This is a genomic window from Pararhizobium sp. DWP3-4 (assembly GCF_049898205.1).
In the GTDB taxonomy this organism is placed as follows: domain Bacteria; phylum Pseudomonadota; class Alphaproteobacteria; order Rhizobiales; family Rhizobiaceae; genus Pararhizobium.
The window spans coordinates 1,037,503-1,057,411 of record NZ_JAFCXF010000001.1 but is presented as its reverse complement, the minus strand read 5'-3'; the positions used below and the strand labels follow the sequence as shown (position 1 = coordinate 1,057,411).

Sequence of the window (19,909 nt, the reverse complement as noted above, 5' to 3'; positions counted from 1 at the left end):
AATCCAAAGGCTGTACCCCCGGCTCCTTATGTCGGAATTGTATCCCCAAACGCCGGGGACTACAAAACAGCGTTGGCCTTGAACGCCATAGGGGCATGGCCGTTGGCTTATTTCGTGAAGCCATGCCCCGCCCAAGGCCATGCTGACACGTGAGAGTGCGCTAGACACGAAGTCCGGATTCTGAGGGAACATAGCTGGCAACGCCGTGCGGATTTTTTATGCCTACATAGCGATATGCGCGGTTCTGAGTGGCCTTGCTCTCTGGAGCCTGTTCCTGCTTGTCTCGCCCCCGCAACAGGCCACGCGGGAAGCAACGGGGTTTTCCAACCCGGAGACGGCAAAGAAGCCATACAAAGGAGCGCGAAGATCGTGCGCGATCGGTGGCATATGCCCCTGAGTCCGGATTTCCCAATTTTTTCGCATCCGATGTTAAGCGTCACCCTGCCCGTGCTCCAAAACCGCTGGCAGCACTGTGGAACGGACAGGCTGCAACACGGAGTGGATGGCCTGTTGCAGATGATCCCCGTCGATCGGTTTGTTGAGCAGATGATGGCCGCTGTCTGAAATCGTCTTCAAGACCAAAGGCGATGTGTCACCTGTCAGAATGATCGCGGGAACGGGCTGCTGCAGATAGGTTAGCAGCTCCTCGATCGCATCCAGACCGGTCGCAGCGTTTTCCAGCCTGTAGTCCGCAATGATCAGATCGATACGGGCGCCGATTGCCGCGGTTGTCAGCAACTGGATCACATCGCCCGCCGATCTTCCGGGATAGATCGTACAGCCCAATACCGTCAGGAGCCGCCCTATCGCATCGAGCACATCACGATCGTCATCGATTACGATGATCCCGATTGCGCCGCTGGTGGGCAATGCGGGCGTTGGGACTGACGGTGTTGGTGGAGCTGCGATGGATGGCACCGTGATCGAGAACAGCGAGCCGCGTCCTTCCACGGACACAAGCCTCAGGGGATGGCCGAGCAGATTTGCTGTGCGGCGCACGATGGCAAGTCCGAGCCCCAGGCCCTTTTCCCGATCCCGGGCAGGATTGTCCAGCTGGTGGAATTCATCGAAAATCGCTTCCTGCTGATCGAATGGTATTCCTATGCCCGTATCGAAAACCTGGATTTCGACATCTGGTCCCCGCCTCCGGCAACCGAGCAAAACCCGTCCCCGGTCGGTGTAGTGAAAGGCATTTGTCAGGAGGTTTCCCAAAACGCGCTTAAGCATCATTGGATCGGTATCGACCCAGCAGCCGGTATCGACGATGGTCCATTCGAGGCGATATTGCTCGGCCTTGCCGAGAAACTCATCGTGCAGATCGTCAAACAGGCGCGTCAGAGCCACCGGCTCCTTAGCGACGGTGACAATTCCGGCGTCCAGACGTGAGACATCGAGCAAGGCATTCAGCAGCCCGCTGAGATTGGCAGTGATCGACTTCACCCGGTGTGCCAGGTTGCGCGCGTCAGCACTTCGAACATCGCCCCTTTCGCCCAAGGCTGCCAGTGTGGAGTTGAAAAGGCTGAGTGCATGGATCGGCTGCCGCAGGTCGTGGCTCGCGGCAGCGAGGAAGCGGGATTTGGCGCGATCGGCAGCCTGCGCTTTGTCTCGTTCCGTTTTCAGCTGGGTGATCAGCGAAAGATTTTCAAAGCGCAACTCTACGGTCTCGACCATCGACCTGTACGATACGCGGCTATAGTAGAGATTGACGCCGGCAAGGCAGACCACGAACAGCAGATAGACAGTGTCACTATCGCCTCCGCCCATCATGGCACGGGCCGCCAAGGGCAAAAGCATGGCGGCAAGCGAACCGATATAGGCGATCGGAAAAGCCGAGAGCGACGGGATGGCGCCGCAGACCAGCCCCGTCAGAACGATGGTCGTGAACGCTTGCAGTTGCGGTTGCGTTGACAGAAATCCGAACCATCCCAGCAGACCCCAGAGTGAACTCGAAACCCATGAGAGGATGGCAAAACCCCAAGCCCATGACCTCGAGTTTGCGACGGGCTGATCGGCCCCGCGCCTTGCGCGTTTGAAATATTGCCGCGAGACCAGTACGCGCGCAATGGTCAGGCCATAAATTGCCGCCATCCACCATAAAAGGACGCTGTCCGCGACGAAGTTCCACAACATGTATGCAACGGGAAGAGGAATGACGAAATTGGAAAACAGCACCGCGTAGGATTGGCGGTACAGGAGATCGACAAGATGGGGTTGCAATCGTTGCTCGGGGAGCATCGTAATCCTATTCTGATTCCCGGTCCCGTCAGACGGCGGCATTCCGGAACTCACTGTAAAACGGGTAGGCGATATGCGTGGGCTGTCCAGGGTTGTTCTTGCCGATGATCATGCGATTGTGCGTGAAGGCCTTAAAATGCTTCTATCGACGATCGAAGGGATCGCGGTCGTCGGTGAAGCGGCAGACGGAGACACCGTCGAGCGATTGCTCAAGGAAATCAAGACAGATCTTCTGATCCTCGACCTTGGGATGCCCGGCGTGGGCGGTTTCCAGTTTATCAGGACCATCCGAACCCGACGGCCCGGGCTGAAGATATTGATCATGACAGCCAATCTCGAACCTCGCTCCGTTCGCGCCGCCTTGGATGCGGGTGCTGACGGATATTTGACGAAAAGCGGTGACGCGAGCGAGTTGATGGCGGCGATCGAGGCCATGCGGCACGATGAACCCTATGTCGCCGAAGAGGTTCGTTTTGCTGTAGACCAAAAGAACAGGCCAGCCGTACCGCCCGGGCAAGGGACCGCTATCGGATTTCCCGCCGAACTGACCCGGCGTGAACAGCAGATGCTGGCGCTCATCCCGCATGGCGTAACCACACGCGACATCGCCGAACGTCTCGGCATCAGCCCACTCACAGCCCGCAAACATCGTGAAAACCTGATGCGAAAACTGGACCTGCACAGCGGCGCAGAACTGACGGCGTATGCTATTCGCCTAGGGTTGGCGGCAGGTTAGAAGGTCGCAGCCATGCCGTCCAGGTCCAGGTCCGGTGCCGGTTCGATCAGGCGCCCTTATGCGCCAGGGCGATGCCCAAGCCGATTAAAATCGATCCGCACGCTTTTGGAACGAGCCAGCTTGAACCGCCTGTGCCGACCCGTCCAAGGGCAAAGGATGCAATGCCGACGGCGACCAGGTCAGCGATGGACAAGGCCAGATTGACGATCAGACCAAGGATGAGAAACTGCAGCCACACAGGTGTGCCGGGTGCCGGGTCGATGAATTGCGGCAGGAAGGTCAGAAAAAACAGCGCGGTCTTGGGATTGAGGACCTCGACGACGATACTGTCACGCAGAACGCCGGGCGCTGCGTTGGCAATTTTTTCGCCGTCCCGCCGGCGGCCAAGAAACATGGTGACACCCAACCACACGAGATAGGCGGCGCCGGCGAATTTGATGACATTGTAAACGGCGGGCGCTTGGTCGAGAATCGCCGCCAAACCCAATGCTGTCGCGACGATATGAACGTAGCAGCCCAGATGAATACCGAAGGCCGCCATCAATCCGGCCCGCGGCCCGTGCGCCAGTGTCTGTGCCGTCATGTAGAGAATGGCAGGGCCTGGCATGCAAGCGAAAATCAGAGTCGCAAAGGCGAACGGCATCAACTGTTCCAGTGGCAACATAGCGGCTCCTCCAACCGGTAGCGCCGCCCCTTGTTCAGAACGGCGTTGATGAAGCCATCCCGGTCAAGCCGCGATTCTGTCATCGACGCCGGGAGAAATGCACGCAGGAGGGGTGCAAGAGACATACGGCAGGTGCCGTATTTCGGCATGAACAGGCAGTCGAACTGCCACCAGCGTTAACGGCGGGTTACCGCCATTGCTGGTGATCATTGGGGGCCGCAGCATCAAAATGCGTCATGCGCATTTCACAGGCGATGCATGCCGTGCGGATGGATGATGAGCAGTGATCGTTCGGTGCATATTATGGCGAGATTGTTTCCCCGGCTGCCAAATTATGTTATCGTCACTCCTACGCATTGAGTACGCATTCAGCAGTGGAGCGCCCGTGACCAGCGTGTTGCAGCGTCTGTTCCCCACTTGAACGTATGTGCTGCAAGCCGGCGAAGGAGAATGCAATGCATTACAGCGTGCAGTTTTTCACTTGGACCCCGAAGCAGGGCGTCCATCAGGTCGGATCCACCATCGAGATCGATGCGGTCAACCCGAAGCTTGCGGCCGTGTCACTGCTCGGACTTCGGCTGGACGAAACAGGTGCAGCCAAAAAACTGGCGGTACGCGTCTGGACGAAACCGGATGACAGCAAGGCCGATTGCGCCTGCTTCTATTATCATTGATTAGCCCCGGTCCGTGATATCCCGACCGCAACGGTGGACGCGGAACGCCCATCCATTGTTGCCGACTGCTTGTCTCTTCCTGATCAAGAGTGCCGGATTAAAACAACGGTCCAGAGGTTCTGCCTGAAAAAATCGCGTGGAAGGATTTGCTCGCGCCGTAATCGACCTTGGTCGAAACGGCAACGCCGTTGCTCGTTTCCGCCTGAGACTGACATCTGTGGGAAATTTGGAGGCCTCGCCCGGAATTGAACCGGGGTGCAAGGATTTGCAGTCCTCTGCGTCACCACTCCGCCACGAGGCCTCACGAGTTCAAATAGTCGAACTGTGGCGGCGGTTTAGAATGATCCTAGACAAATCGCAAGAGGATATTTCTCAAAAACGCTCTTGGCCAGTTCCGAAATGATATTTCCGATCTGTCGTCACAACCCTGAGGCGACGCTTAAGTTGGCCTCCGACAAACCGGAACGAGATCACAGCAGCCGATGAAAATTCGCAACGCCCCTGCCCTGATCGATTGGTGCATTACCGAAGGGAATGGAAGGCGGGTTTCGAAAGTCGCCCCATAGTCAGGCGCCATCTCCGCCGTGTTGAATGATGGAGCGGCCCCGCCGCTGGTTGACTTGGCTGAAACCAAGTCCTGCCAAGTACCAAGTTTGAAAGCAGCGCTGAGAAGACGTGATCTCAAATCCAACGCATCGCCAACGCCTTGTCGCTCCGAGCTCTGCGGCCGTTTTCCATCGTCATTCGAGTTTTTTTGCGTTGCAGTGCGCATCGCTCGGTTATCACCTGATCATGCGGGCAGAAGACGTGGTCCGTTCAATGGTAACGGCGGATCAGTCCGACAAGTTTCCCCTGTATCTTGACCCGGTCAGGCCCGAAGATGCGGGTTTCGTAGGCAGGGTTGGCGGCCTCCAGTGCGATCGACGCCCCTTTCCGTCGAAAACGCTTCAGCGTCGCTTCCTCGTCATCAACCAAAGCGACGACGATTTCGCCCGGGCTGGCGCTGTTCGTGTTGCGGATGATGACCGTGTCGCCATCCAGAATACCTGCCTCGATCATCGAATCGCCGCGTACTTCAAGTGCATAATGCTCGCCTGCGCCGACCATCTCGAGGGGCACGGAAATATCATGCGTGTTGTTCTGGATCGCCGAGATCGGCACACCGGCGGCAATCCTGCCCATCACCGGTATCGAGACCGTATCGCTGTTTGCGGCGGCTTTGGCGGGAGCTGCAGGGGCCGGTTGCACGCCAAGACTGCCCTGAATGATGCTCGGTGAAAAGCCCCGCTTGGGTTGGAGGCTCATCGAATAGGCCTCCGGCAACTTGATCACCTCCAGTGCACGCGCACGGTTGGGAAGGCGGCGGATAAACCCCCTCTCCTCAAGCGCTGTGATCAGCCGGTGAATGCCGGATTTTGAGGCCAGATCCAGCGCATCCTTCATTTCATCGAACGATGGAGGCACACCCGACTCTTTCATTCTTTCGTGAATGAACAGAAGCAGTTCCTGTTGCTTGCGGGTCAGCATGAACGATCACTCCAGAATCGAGAAACAAATCAAGAACGAACATTATCTGTTCCATATGTGTTCCGCAAGTGCTTAAAAATCATCGAATGTTTTCAAAGGGCACATGGCGACACAAACGATCGGATCGGGTCCTTTCATCCTACTGTTTTCACCGGAGTATTCCCGCTCGCGCAGAAGTGGGCCGTATTACAGAACCTCTGCACAACCTGGAGCGGTTCGTTTGTAAGGACCGTGGCTCCAAAAAAGACTGATGGATGTAATGGCACGGCATGTCGATGAGCGTGGCAATGTCGTTTTCGCCGGAAAAGACAAACCGAACCGCACAGCTAAATGCCAAAAGGCATGTCAGGATTTCTTGGGCGGCTGGTGTTGCTGGCTTTGAGGTGCGGGAATGTTTAGCAAGAGCACAGAGGTTAATGCCGCGACCCCGAGTCCAGGAGAATGCCCCGGCAGCCGGTGTGGCGACGCGGCCCAATCAAGGAACGATCGACACCCCCTAGCATGATGTCCTGAAACAGCAGCTGTTACGGTGTTCTAATTGGACGCTTGCCATTTTCGCGCCCACCACACCGATAGCCTGCGTCGCCGGCGCCTGACGAAGGCGAGATCATGCGACAGGACAAGGAACCCCAGCGGCACCATCCAGAATCCGAGGACCGGCAGAAACCCGAGGATGCCGCCAAAAATCAACGTGCCGCCGATGGTGATGCGCAATAGACGCGATTGCGGCAGCCGCATCCGCCATGAACCAATGACCAGTTCATGCGTTCGCGCGTCGATGCCGAATTTTTTCGTTTTTTGCGGTTCTGCCATATATTCCACCTATCAAGCGTAAAGCGCGTGCCCGTTATGCTACAGTCCCGCAATGCCAAGGGTTTGGCTCGCAGGCAGCCGGAATGCGCTGCCTCCCACAGATGGGAAGTTCTCCACAGTCTGACAAGATTGTGCGTTTTTTTTGAAAAACCGCTTGGCAAATCGGAAAAGCATTTGTATTAGCAGCCTCACTTCTGCAGGACATACCGCCGCAGATGATCCCTGGTAGCTCAGCGGTAGAGCATTCGACTGTTAATCGACAGGTCGCCGGTTCGAATCCGGCCCGGGGAGCCAGTTTTCAAAGGCCTTGCTGAAAAAGCAAGGCCTTTTTGATTCGAGGCGAATGGGTCGGCCGGTAACCGGCGTGGCATGGTAGTTTGCGGTATCATCGGTCATCGCCACCAGCGGGGCACCTAGCCCTTCGATCATCAACAGCAATGCAAAGGTCGCGGTGTTGTGTCGAATCTCAGCTTCACGAATGCACCGGTTTGGCAGAAGTCCCCGCGCCCTTCGACCTTTGTCAGCAAAAAGAAACCGCGCAAAAACCCGGCTTTCTGTTCAGTGACGGTGAAATTGCGGTTGCCAAAATCTATGTGGTGCGGGGGCGCAATTCGCCTTCGCTAAACAGGCCGTGGGGGATGATACGTGACTGACTTTCGATCCGGTACGGCCCGGTTGCCAGGATTTTCTCTGGGAAGCCAGTGGACTGCCTATCGTCACGGCGAATCGGGAGATGCGCTGTTTCGGCGTATCGATGGCAGCGCTTACGCCAAAGTGTCTACCGGCAGCGGCGTGGCGCTGCTGGATGCCGAGCGGCGGCGGACTGCATGGCTGTCCCCCTTCAGGATCGGATCTCCAACAGTTCTCGATTGGCAGGTGTCGGACGGTGTCGCATGCCTTGTGACAAGTGCGGTACCTGGCATTCCGGCAGATCAGCTCGAAGCGACGGAGCTGATCCGGGCATGGCCTTCTATTGCGGCAATGGTACGCGATCTGCATGCCATTCCGGTAAACGATTGCCCGTTTGAACGCAGCCTCCAAACCATGTTCGACCGGGCGGCCGACGTGGTTGGACGTGGCGGCGTCAATCCGGATTTTCTCGATCCGGATGATCACAACACACCGCCGCAGACCCTGCTTGACCGGGTAAGGGCAGAATTGTCCGAGCGGTTGGCGCAGGAAAGCCTTGACCGTGTCGTTTGCCATGGTGATGCCTGCATGCCGAACTTCATGATCGATCCGGAAACGCTTCGCTGCACCGGATTGATCGATCTCGGACGGTTGGGCGCGGCGGATCGCTACGTCGACTTTGCATTGCTTGTCGGCAATACCCGCGAGACATGGCGCATCGCTGAAGAAGTGCGGACTGCGCAAACTCGTCTGTTCGACATACACGCGATCGCGACTGCGGACAAAGCGCGGCTCGATTTCTATCTGCGTCTCGACCCGCTCACCTGGGGCTAGGCTCAGCGCAACGTACGCGCGACTTTCTGAAAATCCTGTTGTATAGATCAGGTCACAATCAGGACCCACGACAGGAGCGGACAATGCCGTCGATCGAGTTGCTTATCGCCTTCATCGCCACCACGGCGGTCTTTGCCTATATTCCCGGTCCGGCCATGCTCTATGCGGCGGCCCAGACGATTGCGCGTGGTCGCTGGTCCGGGCTGATGGCCACGCTTGGTATTCACCTCGGTGGCTACTTCCATGTCATTGCTGCGGCTGCAGGTCTGTCGATCCTGTTTCATGCCGTGCCGACGCTGTACATGATCGTCAAGTTTGCCGGTGCGGCCTATCTGATCTGGCTCGGCATTTCTCTTTTCCGTTCCAAGGTTGAGGGCGACACCACCCTGCCCGGCACCGCGCCGAAATCCGGGCGCCGCGCATTCTTCGAGAGCGTTACCGTCGAGGTCCTCAATCCCAAGACGGCGATTTTCTTCGTGGCTTTCCTGCCGCAATTCGTCGATGCGTCGGCCGCCTTCCCGGTCTGGCTGCAGCTGGCAATCCTTGGAACGATCGTCAACCTGATGTTTTCGTCGGCGGATATCGTCTGCGTGTTTCTGGCCGGTGCGGTGATGACCAAGCTGCGCCGTTCGAGCTCCGCGCAACGCCTGATGCAGCGCGCCGGTGGTACCATGCTGGTCGGTCTCGGGGCGCATCTGGCTTTCCAGAAAAGCTGAATCCTTCCGGCCTCCGGTGGCTGCGGCTGCCGCTTCATATAAAGAAGCGGCAGTTCCAATTTCGCTGGCGGTATTCGCCCGCAAAACGATGAAATAAAAAGCTTTCTCCGCGAAACCTTTGATCCGTTGCACCCGTATCTGCGTAGACTACGACGTTGGATACGTTGCGCGGATAAAAATGAACAACAATGACCTTTCCCACGAAAACCCTATCATCGTCTGGTTTCGCAAGGACCTGCGGCTGGACGACAATCATGCGCTTCATGCCGCAGCAAAAACCGGCCGCAGTATCATTCCCGTCTACATCCGCGAGCCTTCTCGGCACGGCACCGGGCCACTGGGCGCCGCACAGTCCTGGTGGCTTCATCATTCGCTGAAAGGCTTGGAAAAGGCGCTTGGTGACCTCGGAAGCCGGCTTGCCCTTCGCAGCGGCGAGCCGGATAGCGTATTGGCAAAGCTGATTGCTGAGACCGGCGCGTCAACCGTCCATTGGAATCGCCGCTACGACCCAAACGGCATCGCTGTCGATGGGCCACTGAAAGACACGTTGGTCTCCACGGGAATAACCGTAAAGAGTTTTGCCGGACAGCTTCTCCACGAGCCCACCCGGTTGAAGACGGGCTCCGGTACGCCCTACCGCGTCTATACGCCGTTCTGGCGCGCGCTCGAGGCATCCGGCGAGCCGGATCAGCCGCTCGAACGGCCAGATGTGCTGGTTGCGCCAGCCAAATGGCCTGACAGCGAGGATCTGGCCTCATGGGCGCTGTTGCCGACGGCTCCGGATTGGGCACAGACGTTTTCCGAAATCTGGACACCGGGCGAAACCGCTGCACTCGAACGGCTGGAGGCATTCGTCGAGGACGATCTTTCCGGATACAAGACCAGGCGCGATCTGCCGGGAACCGATGGCACGTCAAGGCTTTCGCCGCATCTGGCCATGGGGGAAATCTCCCCTGCCCGCATCTGGCACGCCACCCGCAATCTGCGGGATGTTCCCGCCGATGACTTGGTCACCTTTCGCAAGGAACTGGTCTGGCGCGATTTTTCCTACCACCTGCTCTTCCACAATCCGGATTTGCCGAGGGAAAATCTCAACCGGAAATATGACGCCTTCGCTTGGAGCGGAACCGACGACGATTTCAAGCGCTGGACGACGGGCCAAACCGGCTATCCGATCGTCGATGCCGGCATGCGCCAGCTTTGGCGGCACGGTACGATGCACAACCGCGTCCGCATGATCGCGGCATCCTTCCTGATCAAGGACCTGCTGATCGACTGGCGCCGGGGCGAGGCCTGGTTCCGGGATACGCTGGTGGATGCCGATCCCGCCTCCAACGCGGCAAGCTGGCAGTGGGTGGCCGGCAGCGGCACCGATGCGTCGCCTTTCTTCCGGATCTTCAATCCTGTCTTGCAGGGGGAAAAGTTCGATCCCGACGGCATCTACGTCAAAACCTTCGTGCCGGAACTCGCGGACCTGCCCGCAAAATTCGTGCACCGGCCCTTCGAGGCGTCTCGGAGCGTCCTCGATGCCGCCGGTCTAAGACTGGGGGATACATACCCGGAACCGATCGTCGACCATACGAAGGCACGCGACCGCGCACTCGCCGCCTATAACAAGATCAAGGACGCAGCATGAACGCCCTCTTTTCGCAAGGCCAACATCATATTTCTGGCCGCCGCCTGTCGATCGCGGTTATAGGCTCCGGCGTCTCGGGCAGCTCTGCCGCATGGGCGCTCAATCCCGTCCACGATGTCATTCTCTATGAACAGGATACTCGCCCCGGCGGTCACACGGCCACGGTCGATATCGACTACGATGGCACGCCGCTCTCCGTCGATACCGGTTTTATCGTCTATAACGAGGCCAATTATCCAAATCTTAAAGCGCTATTTTCAGAGCTGGACGTCACGACGCATAAGAGCGACATGAGCTTTTCGGTGTCGCTCGATCAGGGACGGCTGGAATGGAGCGGCGACAATCTGGCCACCGTCTTTGCCCAGAAGCGCAATCTCGTCCGCCCCTCTTTCCTGATGATGCTGCGCGAAATCCTCCGGTTCAACCGCATCTGCCTTGAAGATCGAAGCGCGGGTCTGCTCAAGGCCATGTCGATCGGCGATTATCTCAACTGGCGTGGCTTTTCACCCGGCTTCACCAACAACTATCTGGCGCCGATGGCAGCCGCGATCTGGTCGTCGCCGACAGCCAAGATGCTGGATTTTCCGGCTGAGAATTTCATTCAGTTCTTCGACAATCACCGGCTCATCTATTCCAAGCCGCACCCGTGGCGCACAGTTACCGGCGGCAGCCGAAACTATCTGCGCAAGCTGTTGCAGCCGCTTGGCGACCGCGTCCGTCTTGGATGCGGCGTGACATCAATCCGGCGGGAAGACGGCAGGGTGAGCATCACCGACGAGCGCGGCTCGACAAAAATCTTCGACAAGGTGATCATCGCCGCCCACAGCAACCAGGCACTGGCCATGCTTTCTGATCCCACACCCGCGGAAAGCGCGCTGCTGTCGGCCGTTCCCTATCATTCCAACCGGGTCATCCTGCACCGGGACACGGGATTGATGCCGAAACGGAAAAAAGTCTGGGCGTCCTGGAACTACCTGCGCTCGACCAAACCTTGCGGCTCGCAGGGCGTCGCCGTCAGCTACTGGATGAACCGCCTTCAGGGCATCGCGCCTCAGCACCCACTGTTTGTGACGCTGAACCCGGAACGCGAACCGGCACCGGGGACGGTATTTGCCGAATTCTCCTATGATCATCCGCAATTCGACGCAGGCTCCATGGCTGCCCAGCGCGCGCTGCAGGCAATCCAGGGCGACAACGGCACGTTCTTTGCCGGTGCCTGGACCGGGTACGGCTTTCATGAGGATGGCTTGGCCTCGGGGCTTGCGGCTGCAGAGGCGCTTGGCGGTATCATCCCCTGGCGCCAGCAGCTATCGTCCGTGTTCAAGGAGGCGGCAGAATAGATGCGCGCATCATCCGGATCGGACATGACAAAGAACGGCGCGCCTCCGCGGGCGGCTGCCGTGCTTTATGCCGGCCAGGTCATGCATCAGCGGATGAAACCGGTCGGTCATCGGTTCAGCTATCATGTGTTTTCGCTGATGATCGATCTCGACCGGCTGCCCGAGGCGGATGGAATGAGCAGGGTTTTCTCGGTCAATCGCCGCAATCTTCTGTCGTTTCACGAAAAGGATCATACGGGCGATAGCGGGGCGCCGCTGCGCAGCTATGTCGATGCGCTGCTGGCGAAGAACGGTTTGCCGGTGCGGCCCGCCCGTGTGCTTCTGGTCTGCTATCCGCGTATCCTCGGTCTCGTGTTCAACCCCTTGGCCGTTTATTACGCCTATGGCGAAAACGGTGCGTTGAGCGCGATGATCTACGAGGTGCGCAATACGTTCGGCGAACGCCACACCTATGTCTGCCCGATCGGGCCGGACGATGTGTCCGATGCCGGTGTTCGACAGCAATGCGACAAGTTGTTTCACGTCTCGCCCTTCATCCCCATGGACATGCGCTACCAGTTCCGCATGCTGCCTCCGGGAGACGAGATCCGCTGGCGTATTCTGGAAACAGACAAGGAGGGTCCGCTGCTCGCCGCAACCTTCTCCGGTGTTCAAGTACCGTTGCAGACAGGCAGGATTTTGCGTCTTGTTGCCCGCATTCCGCATCTTACACTCAAGATCGTTGCAGGGATTCACTGGGAAGCGTTGAAGCTTTGGATCAAAGGCCTCCGCTATATCCCGCGGCCGCAAGCGCCGGAACCAACCAGCGTCTGGAGAGAAGGGCGTAGAACAGGGAGCGGTTTTTCCCATGAATCTCAGGTTGGCGCTCCGGCGGAATGAGGTTATTTTGCGTCAAGAACAATGATTGCTGAGGATCTGTCGAATGAGTACAGCAGGCACCGGTTATTGTGATCCGAAAGACGGAGAACGTCTTTCAACAGAAAATTTATCACGCATTGTCAAAGGCTTACCAGCGAAAGCTCAGATGGTTTTGCGGGGTCTTGTGCATATGCAGGCTGGGTGTCTGAAGCTGACCTTGCCGGATAGACGTACCGTGGTGGTCAAGGGCAAGGCGCAGGGGCCTGTCGCTGCCGTGACGCTGCACAACTGGAACCTGCCGCAGCGGGCGCTGACCGGCGGTACCATCGCCGTTGCCGAAAGCTATATGGACGGCGACTGGGACAGCCCGGATGTCGGCGCGTTTCTGGAACTGTTTCTCGTCAATACCGATGTCGGCCGTAATTTTTCCAACGGCGCGCGCGGCGTGCTGCGTCTGGTCGAAAAATTCCGTCACTGGATGAATGCCAATACGAAATCGGGCTCCAAGAAGAACATTTCCGCCCATTATGATCTTGGCAATGCCTTCTACAAACAGTGGCTAGATCCAACGATGACCTATTCGTCGGCCCTCTATTCGACCGGTGCCAATGATCTGCAATCGGCCCAGCGCGCCAAGTACAAGGCCTTGGCGGATGCGGCCGGCATCGATGCCAGCCATCACGTGCTGGAGATCGGCTGCGGCTGGGGTGGGTTCGCCGAATATGCAGCAAGCGAGATCGGTTGCAAGGTGACCGGTCTGACGATCAGCCGCGAACAGCTGGCCTTCGCCAATGAGCGGATGAAGAATGCCGGCTTGTCCGACAAGGTCGAGATCAAGTTCCAGGATTATCGTGACGAGGCCGGAATCTATGACCGGATCGTCTCCATCGAGATGTTCGAGGCTGTCGGCGAAAAATATTGGCCGGCCTATTTTTCGCAGTTGCAGCGCTGCCTCAAGCCGGGCGGCAAGGCTGGGCTGCAGATCATCACCATCAAGCCGGAAGCCTACGAGGAATATCGCGCCAATCCGGATTTCATTCAGAAATACGTCTTTCCGGGCGGCATGCTGCCAACCCCGCAACATCTGATCGATCTCGGCCGCAAGGTGGGTTTGAAAATCAGCGGTGACTTCGGTTTCGGTCTGGATTACGCCCGCACGCTCGCCGAATGGCGCGAGCGCTTCTGGAGTGTCTGGGACAAGGTCGAACCGCTCGGTTTCGATATCCGCTTCAAACGGCTTTGGGAATTCTACCTGTTCTACTGCGAAGCCGGCTTTCGCGCCAAAAACATCGACGTTCGACAGATCGTCTATGAATAAGCCCACAGCCGGGGGTGTTGCCAGGACGCAGATCAGCCGGCGGCTGCTTTTCGCCTATGCTCTTCCTGCAGCACCGCTGGCAGCTCTCGGCCTGCCGCTATACTCGCTGGTTCCGACCTACTATACCGAAACACTCGGCCTGCCGATTGCATCCGTCGGATGGGCGCTGTTGCTGGTGCGGCTCTTCGATGCGATCACCGATCCCCTGGCAGGTTATGCGGCAGACCGGATCAATCCGGGTTTTGGCCGCCGCCGACTGCTTTTCCTGCTGTCCTTGCCGATCGCCGCCCTATCGGCCCTGATGCTGTATTGGCCTGCAGATGGCGCTGGTGTCGTGTGGCTCGCCGTCTGGGGCATGCTGACATCGCTGGGCTTCACGCTGGCGGTCGTGCCTTACTCCGCCTGGGGCGCCGAATTGGTCTCGGACTATCATGGCCGCACGCGGCTGACCTCGGCGCGGGAAGGCCTGACGCTGTTGGGCACGCTGGTCGCCATCGTGCTGCCCTTTGCGCTTGGGTTTGAACGGCAAGGATTTTCAGGGCTGGCCGTCCTCGGCGTCACCGTGGCGGTCTTACTGCTTGTCTTCGGCGGCTTGACCGTCTGGATCGTTCCGGAGCCCACGAACCTGACGCGAAACACCTTGCCTTTGAGGGAGGCACTGTCCTGTCTCGGTCGCAACAAGCCATTCCTGCGTTTGATCGCCGCTTTTTTCCTCAACGGCCTTGCCAACGGCATTCCGGCGACACTGTTCCTTTATTTCGTTTCGGCGCGCCTGCAACTGCCGGATATGCGCGGACCGCTGCTTTTTCTCTACTTCCTCAGTGCCGTCGCCGGCATCCCGCTTGCAGCGTGGACGGCGCGAAAGCTCGGCAAACACCGGGCATGGGCCATGGCGATGACCGTCGCCTGCGCCATATTTGCGGTAGCTCCCATGCTGCCGCCAGGAGCGCTCCTACCGTTTGCCCTGATCTGCGCTTCGACCGGGCTGCTGCTCGGTTTCGACCTGACGTTGCCGCCGTCGATCCAGGCCGATGTCATCGATGCCGATACCGCAGCCTCCGGTGATCAGCGAAGCGGCTTTTATTTTGCCGCATGGGGGCTTGCGACGAAGCTTTCATTGGCGGCCGGCGTGGGCGTCATCTTTCCACTGCTTGGGTACTTCGGTTTCGATCCGGCACCGGCAGCAAACAATAGCGCACCTGCGCTGTTCGCACTCGCGGCGATCTATGCCTGGGTTCCGGTCGTACTCAAACTTGCTGCTATCGCGCTGATGTGGAATTTCCCGCTGGACGAGACGGCACAGAAGAATCTGCGGTTGCGCATCCACCCATAAATGCGGTGGGATGGAACGGCTGGGCTGTGGGATATTACACAGCTTGAGGGTCTCGCTCCAACGTCTCGACGGCATGCCCGTCAGTGACCAGCGGCCGTGTCTTCCATCCGGTCGCCCTGTTGATCAGCCAGAAATAGAGGCCGTAAGGTAAGAGGTTGAGCAGCTTCATGACGTAGGTGAAGCGCCGTGGAAAGGTAATTTCGAAACCACTGGATTTCAGGCCCTCGGCAATGCGATCTGCCGCCACCTCGGCGCTGACCAGAGCCGGCATCGGAAATGCGTTCTTTGCCGTTGCTGCCGTTTCGACAAAGCCGGGATTGATGATCTGCAGGCGCACGCCGACTTTATCGAGATCAAATTTCAGGCTTTCAGCCATGTTGATCAATGCCGCCTTGGTGGCTCCGTATGCAGCGCTGGTCGGCAGTCCGCCATATCCCGTGACGGAGGACACAATGGCGATCTGCCCCTGCCCCCTCGCCTTCATATGGCGCACGGCCGGCAAAAGACAGTTGACCGTGCCGTTCAGGTTGACAGCAAACGTCTTTTCGAAATCCTCGCGGTGCAGGTCTTCCCCGTGAACGGCAATGTAGACGCCGGCATTCAGGACCGCGAGCACCATCGAACCGTGCTCATATTCGATAGCAGCCAGAATCCGTTCCATATCGCGTGGATCGGTAACGTCGCCATCAAGCACGATGATCTTGCCGGGCCCTGGTGATTCATGTTGCAGCTGGACCAGTTTTTCATGGTCGCGCGCGGTGACGACGACGTTGAAACCGTCCCTGATCAGCCGCAGCGCCAAAGCGCGGCCGATGCCGGAGCTTGCTCCCGTGACCCAGGCCAGACCCAACTCGGGGTGTGCGACAAACTCGGTCATGGGGTTTCCTCTCGCTGCTTCATCGCCGACCCCGGAAACCGGGATCACCAAACAATACGCGTTGAAATGTAGTTTGTTCCCGCATTCGGGCCATTGTTCGGCAAAACGTCAGCCGATCATGTCACCGAGCAATTGTCTCCATGAGCCAGTCAGCTTGACGGGGGCCTGGGAGACGGCAAAGCCGATGCAGGGGCATTCGGCTTCCGCCACGGGACGGTGGTCGATGCTTTCGTCCGCCACCGATATATCGCCCCTGGCGAAGCGCCCGCGTGTATCGTTGAAGGCGCCGTCGAGAACCAGCGAAAGCTCGTACCCTTCATGCGTATGGGCCGGAATCACGCGCCCAGGCTTCAGCCAGAAGAAGCTGACGTCGCAGCCGTCGATTTTTCCAAGGCTGTATTCCTTGAAACCCGGCAGTTTGCGTTTCCAGGGAATTTCTGCGGCATCGAGTCCGGCAAAGTCGCGAATGGCCTTGGGGAAAAGCGCCGTTTCCGGTTGCTCGAATGTCGTATCTGCCACTGCCACGGCTGCGGCCGCGAAAACGGCTCTCAGTGCGGTGTCTCTTGACTTGAGAGAAACCGGCTCCATGTGTTCGAGAATACCGCCGACGACCATTTCGTACTCGGCGACCTTGGATCTGTTGACGGACTGCATCTGAAGATGCGCTTCGACGAGCACACGTGCGGGCTCCGGCAGAATGCCTGCAGCATATCGTGCCATCAAGGCATCCACCGTATCGAGCTGGACTTCAGCCATTCATCTTAAAACCTGTCTTGGCGGATCGCGCAGGAGAAACTATCGCCTCACTACGCCAAGGGTCAAGAATTGGATCACATCCTTGCGAAACCGGATCATCCACTTTTGGGTCAATTTTTGCCCACGACAGCGTCGCGGTGAAACGCTATTTCTTGCTTGATCAGGAGTCTCAGCCGAAAAGACGCTAGGATTTCGGTCTGTTGAACTGCAGGGGCTTTCCCGGTTCATACAGCTCCCTATTTCCTGTTTAATCGTCGTCCGTTTCAGGCACGCGCCTGATGTTATCGCCCGAAGCCAAAAGGTTTAATCATGCCCGTTCTGCATTCCGTTCTCGACGCCATCGGCAATACGCCGCTGATCCGCCTCAAAGGCGCCTCAGAAGCAACCGGATGCACCATTCTGGGCAAGGCGGAGTTTCTCAATCCGGGCCAGTCGGTCAAGGACCGTGCCGCCCTGTCGATCATCCGGCACGCCGAAAAATCAGGCCAGTTGAGGCCTGGCGGGGTGATCGTCGAAGGCACGGCCGGCAATACCGGCATCGGTCTTGCGCTTGTTGCCCAGGCCCTCGGTTACCGCACGGTCATCGTCATTCCAGAGACCCAAAGCGAGGAAAAGAAGGATGCGCTGCGTCTTCTCGGAGCCGAACTCATCGAGGTCCCCGCTGTTCCCTATAAGAATCCCAACAATTACGTGAAACTGTCCGGCCGTCTCGCCGACGAACTGGCAAAGACCGAGCCGAACGGCGCGATCTGGGCCAACCAGTTCGACAATGTCGCCAACCGCGACGCCCATGTGGAAACGACCGCGCCGGAAATCTGGCGCGATACCGATGGCAAGGTCGACGGCTTCATCTGTGCGGTCGGCTCAGGCGGCACGCTGGCCGGTGTCGCGCTTGGTCTGAAGGCGAAGAACCCGGACATCAAGATCGGGATCGCCGATCCGGAGGGCGCTGCCCTCTACGAGTTCTATGCCCATGGCGAGTTGAAATCATCCGGCAGCTCGATCACCGAAGGTATCGGCCAGGGGCGCATCACGGCCAACCTCGAAGGGTTCACCCCGGACTTCGCCTATCAGATCCCGGATGCGGAAGCCGTACGGCTGGTGTTCGATCTGGTTGAAAAAGAGGGTCTCTGCCTCGGCGGTTCCTCCGGCATCAACATCGCCGGCGCCATTCGCCTGGCAAAAGATCTGGGACCGGGACATACCATCGTGACGATCCTCTGCGACTATGGTAACCGCTATCAGTCGAAACTGTTCAACCCGGCATTTCTCAAGTCCAAGGGCCTTCCCGTGCCGGCCTGGTTGACACGGAATTCCGGAATAGCAGTGCCATACGAACCCGCCGGATAGCATCTCATGACAACGACTGCCCTTTTTCGCGACGATTTCTACCTTTCAACCACGGAGGCGATCGTCACGGGAATACGGGAAGACGGTGGAATCGAGCTGGACCGGACGTGTTTTTACGCAACGTCGGGCGGACAGCCCGGCGATAACGGCTTTTTCGAGCGCGCCGATGGCAGCCGCATCGACATCGAAACCACCCGTCATGGCGATACCAAGGACATCATCATCCATGTTCCGGCAGCCGATCAGCCGCCTGTGCTGGTGGGTGAACAGCTGGTGCTTCATATCGGCTGGCCGCGCCGCTACAAGCTGATGCGCATGCACACGGCTTGCCATCTTCTCTCCGTTGTCTGCCAGTATCCGATCACGGGGGCAGCCGTCGGCGAGGACGAGAGCCGCGTCGATTTCGACATGAGCGAAACCATCGACAAGGACGCGGTCACCGCCGCGATGATGGCGCTGGTCGATGGCAATCACCCCATCTACCTGCAGTGGATCACCGACGCGGAACTTGCGGCCAATCCCGATATCGTCAAATCGAAGAATGTCCGCCCGCCGGTTGGCCTTGGCCGCGTCAGCCTTGTCTGCATCGGCGAAAACGCATCGGTCGACAGCCAGCCGTGCGGCGGCACGCATGTGTCCGAAACCCAGGAAGTCGGGGCGATCTACATCGCCAAGATCGAAAAGAAGGGCAAGGAAAACCGGCGCTTCCGCATCCGTTTCGGCACGCCGGACGCTGTGTCCACGGGAGAGTAATCGATGACCGAACAGAAAAGTGCTTTCGTCGTATCCGCGGATTGGCTTGAGCAGAGGTTGACCGATCCGTCGGTAAAAATCCTCGATGCAGCTTGGTATCTTCCGGCTCAGAAGCGGGACCCGAAGGCCGAGTATGCGGCGGGCCACATTCCCGGCGCCGTCTTTTACGACCAGGACGCCCTTGCCGACCTGACGAGCGGCCTGCCGCACACCATCCCCTCGCCCGAATCCTTCGCCGCATCGGTCGGCAAGCTCGGGATCAGCGAGAGCGACACCATCGTTGTCTATGATGGTCCCGGCATCTTCACCGCGCCCCGCGTCTGGTGGCTGTTGCGCACAATGGGTGCAAAGTCTGTCTTCGTGCTGGACGGCGGCATGGACGGTTGGAATGCCGAGGGCCGGCCGGTCACTACCGATGTCCCACAGCCCAAACCTGCAACATTCCATCCAACGTTCAACGCTGAAGCGGTGACCTCGTTTGCGCAGATGCACGACATCGTTGAAACCGGTTCCCGCCAGATTGCCGATGCACGTGGTGCCGCGCGCTTTACCGGCGAGGAAGCCGAGCCGAGAGCCGGCATGCGATCCGGCCATATGCCCGGCGCCAAAAGCCTGCCTTCCGGTGTTTTCTCGACTGGCGGCAAGTTCAAATCACTCGACTCCCTGCGCGAAACGATCGAAGCGGCGGGTATCGATCTCGACAAGCCAGTCGTCACCTCCTGCGGTTCCGGCGTCACCGCAGCAATCATCATGCTAGCATTGCAATCGCTGGGCCATACCCAAAATACGCTCTATGATGGCTCCTGGTCCGAATGGGGCAGCCGGGCAGACACACCCGTCATTACCGGAAAAGAATGAT

Annotated in this window: 18 protein-coding genes and 2 tRNA genes; 13 read left to right on the top strand and 7 right to left on the bottom strand. The window is 58.5% G+C overall.

Going from position 1 to position 19,909, the window contains the following annotated elements:
* Nucleotides 1–429: 429 nt before the first annotated feature.
* Nucleotides 430–2,217: a hybrid sensor histidine kinase/response regulator gene (locus tag ACP7E6_RS05015; RefSeq protein ID WP_426228445.1), complete on the bottom strand. Its 1,788-nt coding sequence runs from the start codon at nt 2,215–2,217 to the stop codon at nt 430–432.
* Nucleotides 2,218–2,308: 91 nt separating this feature from the next.
* Here ACP7E6_RS05015 and ACP7E6_RS05010 point away from each other — a divergent pair, with 91 nt between their 5' ends.
* Nucleotides 2,309–2,971, top strand: a complete 663-nt coding sequence (locus ACP7E6_RS05010; protein WP_426228443.1) for a response regulator — start codon at nt 2,309–2,311, stop codon at nt 2,969–2,971.
* 46 nt (nt 2,972–3,017) lie between these two features.
* Here ACP7E6_RS05010 and ACP7E6_RS05005 read toward each other — a convergent pair whose 3' ends face one another.
* Nucleotides 3,018–3,635 (bottom strand): LysE family translocator, encoded by a 618-nt coding sequence (locus ACP7E6_RS05005; protein ID WP_426228441.1) that lies wholly within the window; start codon nt 3,633–3,635, stop codon nt 3,018–3,020.
* 455 nt (nt 3,636–4,090) lie between these two features.
* Between ACP7E6_RS05005 and ACP7E6_RS05000 the strand changes: the two genes are divergently transcribed.
* Nucleotides 4,091–4,309, top strand: a complete 219-nt coding sequence (locus tag ACP7E6_RS05000; protein WP_113243694.1) for a hypothetical protein — start codon at nt 4,091–4,093, stop codon at nt 4,307–4,309.
* Between the two features lie 227 nt (nt 4,310–4,536).
* Here ACP7E6_RS05000 and ACP7E6_RS04995 read toward each other — a convergent pair.
* The 3 genes from ACP7E6_RS04995 to ACP7E6_RS04985 form a co-directional block, all read right to left on the bottom strand.
* Nucleotides 4,537–4,610: transfer RNA gene (locus ACP7E6_RS04995), tRNA-Cys, on the bottom strand.
* A 515-nt stretch (nt 4,611–5,125) separates the two neighbouring features.
* On the bottom strand, nt 5,126–5,836 hold the full coding sequence (gene lexA, locus ACP7E6_RS04990; protein ID WP_426228439.1) for a transcriptional repressor LexA: 711 nt from the start codon (nt 5,834–5,836) through the stop codon (nt 5,126–5,128).
* 534 nt (nt 5,837–6,370) lie between these two features.
* On the bottom strand, nt 6,371–6,649 hold the full coding sequence (locus tag ACP7E6_RS04985) for a hypothetical protein (RefSeq protein ID WP_426228437.1): 279 nt from the start codon (nt 6,647–6,649) through the stop codon (nt 6,371–6,373).
* 219 nt (nt 6,650–6,868) lie between these two features.
* Between ACP7E6_RS04985 and ACP7E6_RS04980 the strand changes: the two genes are divergently transcribed.
* From ACP7E6_RS04980 to ACP7E6_RS04945, 8 genes are all read left to right on the top strand, one after another.
* Nucleotides 6,869–6,943, top strand: a tRNA-Asn gene (locus ACP7E6_RS04980).
* A 381-nt stretch (nt 6,944–7,324) separates the two neighbouring features.
* Entirely contained in the window at nt 7,325–8,113 is a 789-nt protein-coding gene (locus ACP7E6_RS04975) for an APH(3'') family aminoglycoside O-phosphotransferase (RefSeq protein WP_426228560.1), read from the top strand.
* 83 nt (nt 8,114–8,196) lie between these two features.
* Nucleotides 8,197–8,829, top strand: coding sequence for a LysE family translocator (locus ACP7E6_RS04970; RefSeq protein WP_426228435.1), 633 nt, complete (start codon nt 8,197–8,199; stop codon nt 8,827–8,829).
* Nucleotides 8,830–9,007: 178 nt separating this feature from the next.
* Nucleotides 9,008–10,465, top strand: coding sequence for a cryptochrome/photolyase family protein (locus ACP7E6_RS04965; RefSeq protein WP_426228433.1), 1,458 nt, complete (start codon nt 9,008–9,010; stop codon nt 10,463–10,465).
* On the top strand, nt 10,462–11,805 hold the full coding sequence (locus ACP7E6_RS04960) for an NAD(P)/FAD-dependent oxidoreductase (RefSeq protein ID WP_426228432.1): 1,344 nt from the start codon (nt 10,462–10,464) through the stop codon (nt 11,803–11,805). The genes ACP7E6_RS04965 and ACP7E6_RS04960 overlap by 4 nt, the downstream gene beginning before the upstream one ends.
* Before the next feature lie 24 nt (nt 11,806–11,829).
* Nucleotides 11,830–12,684 (top strand): DUF1365 domain-containing protein, encoded by an 855-nt coding sequence (locus tag ACP7E6_RS04955; protein ID WP_426228430.1) that lies wholly within the window; start codon nt 11,830–11,832, stop codon nt 12,682–12,684.
* Between the two features lie 43 nt (nt 12,685–12,727).
* Nucleotides 12,728–13,981, top strand: a complete 1,254-nt coding sequence (locus tag ACP7E6_RS04950) for a class I SAM-dependent methyltransferase (RefSeq protein WP_426228428.1) — start codon at nt 12,728–12,730, stop codon at nt 13,979–13,981.
* Nucleotides 13,974–15,314, top strand: a complete 1,341-nt coding sequence (locus tag ACP7E6_RS04945; protein ID WP_426228426.1) for an MFS transporter — start codon at nt 13,974–13,976, stop codon at nt 15,312–15,314. The genes ACP7E6_RS04950 and ACP7E6_RS04945 overlap by 8 nt, the downstream gene beginning before the upstream one ends.
* Nucleotides 15,315–15,348: 34 nt before the next feature.
* Here ACP7E6_RS04945 and ACP7E6_RS04940 read toward each other — a convergent pair whose 3' ends face one another.
* A complete protein-coding gene (locus ACP7E6_RS04940; RefSeq protein WP_426228425.1) occupies nt 15,349–16,191 on the bottom strand; it encodes an SDR family NAD(P)-dependent oxidoreductase in 843 nt (280 codons plus the stop codon).
* Between the two features lie 108 nt (nt 16,192–16,299).
* On the bottom strand, nt 16,300–16,947 hold the full coding sequence (locus ACP7E6_RS04935; RefSeq protein ID WP_426228423.1) for a cupin domain-containing protein: 648 nt from the start codon (nt 16,945–16,947) through the stop codon (nt 16,300–16,302).
* 309 nt (nt 16,948–17,256) lie between these two features.
* On the opposite strand from ACP7E6_RS04935, the gene ACP7E6_RS04930 reads away from it, so the two are divergent.
* The 3 genes from ACP7E6_RS04930 to sseA are packed head-to-tail and all read left to right on the top strand — an operon-like array spanning nt 17,257 to nt 19,908.
* Nucleotides 17,257–18,297, top strand: a complete 1,041-nt coding sequence (locus ACP7E6_RS04930; RefSeq protein WP_426228421.1) for a cysteine synthase A — start codon at nt 17,257–17,259, stop codon at nt 18,295–18,297.
* 6 nt (nt 18,298–18,303) lie between these two features.
* On the top strand, nt 18,304–19,050 hold the full coding sequence (locus tag ACP7E6_RS04925) for an alanyl-tRNA editing protein (RefSeq protein ID WP_426228419.1): 747 nt from the start codon (nt 18,304–18,306) through the stop codon (nt 19,048–19,050).
* Nucleotides 19,051–19,053: 3 nt separating this feature from the next.
* Nucleotides 19,054–19,908 carry a 3-mercaptopyruvate sulfurtransferase gene (sseA, locus tag ACP7E6_RS04920; RefSeq protein ID WP_426228417.1) on the top strand — a complete coding sequence of 285 codons (855 nt, stop codon included), beginning with the start codon at nt 19,054–19,056 and terminating at the stop codon, nt 19,906–19,908.
* The last annotated feature ends 1 nt before the right edge of the window (nt 19,909 follow it).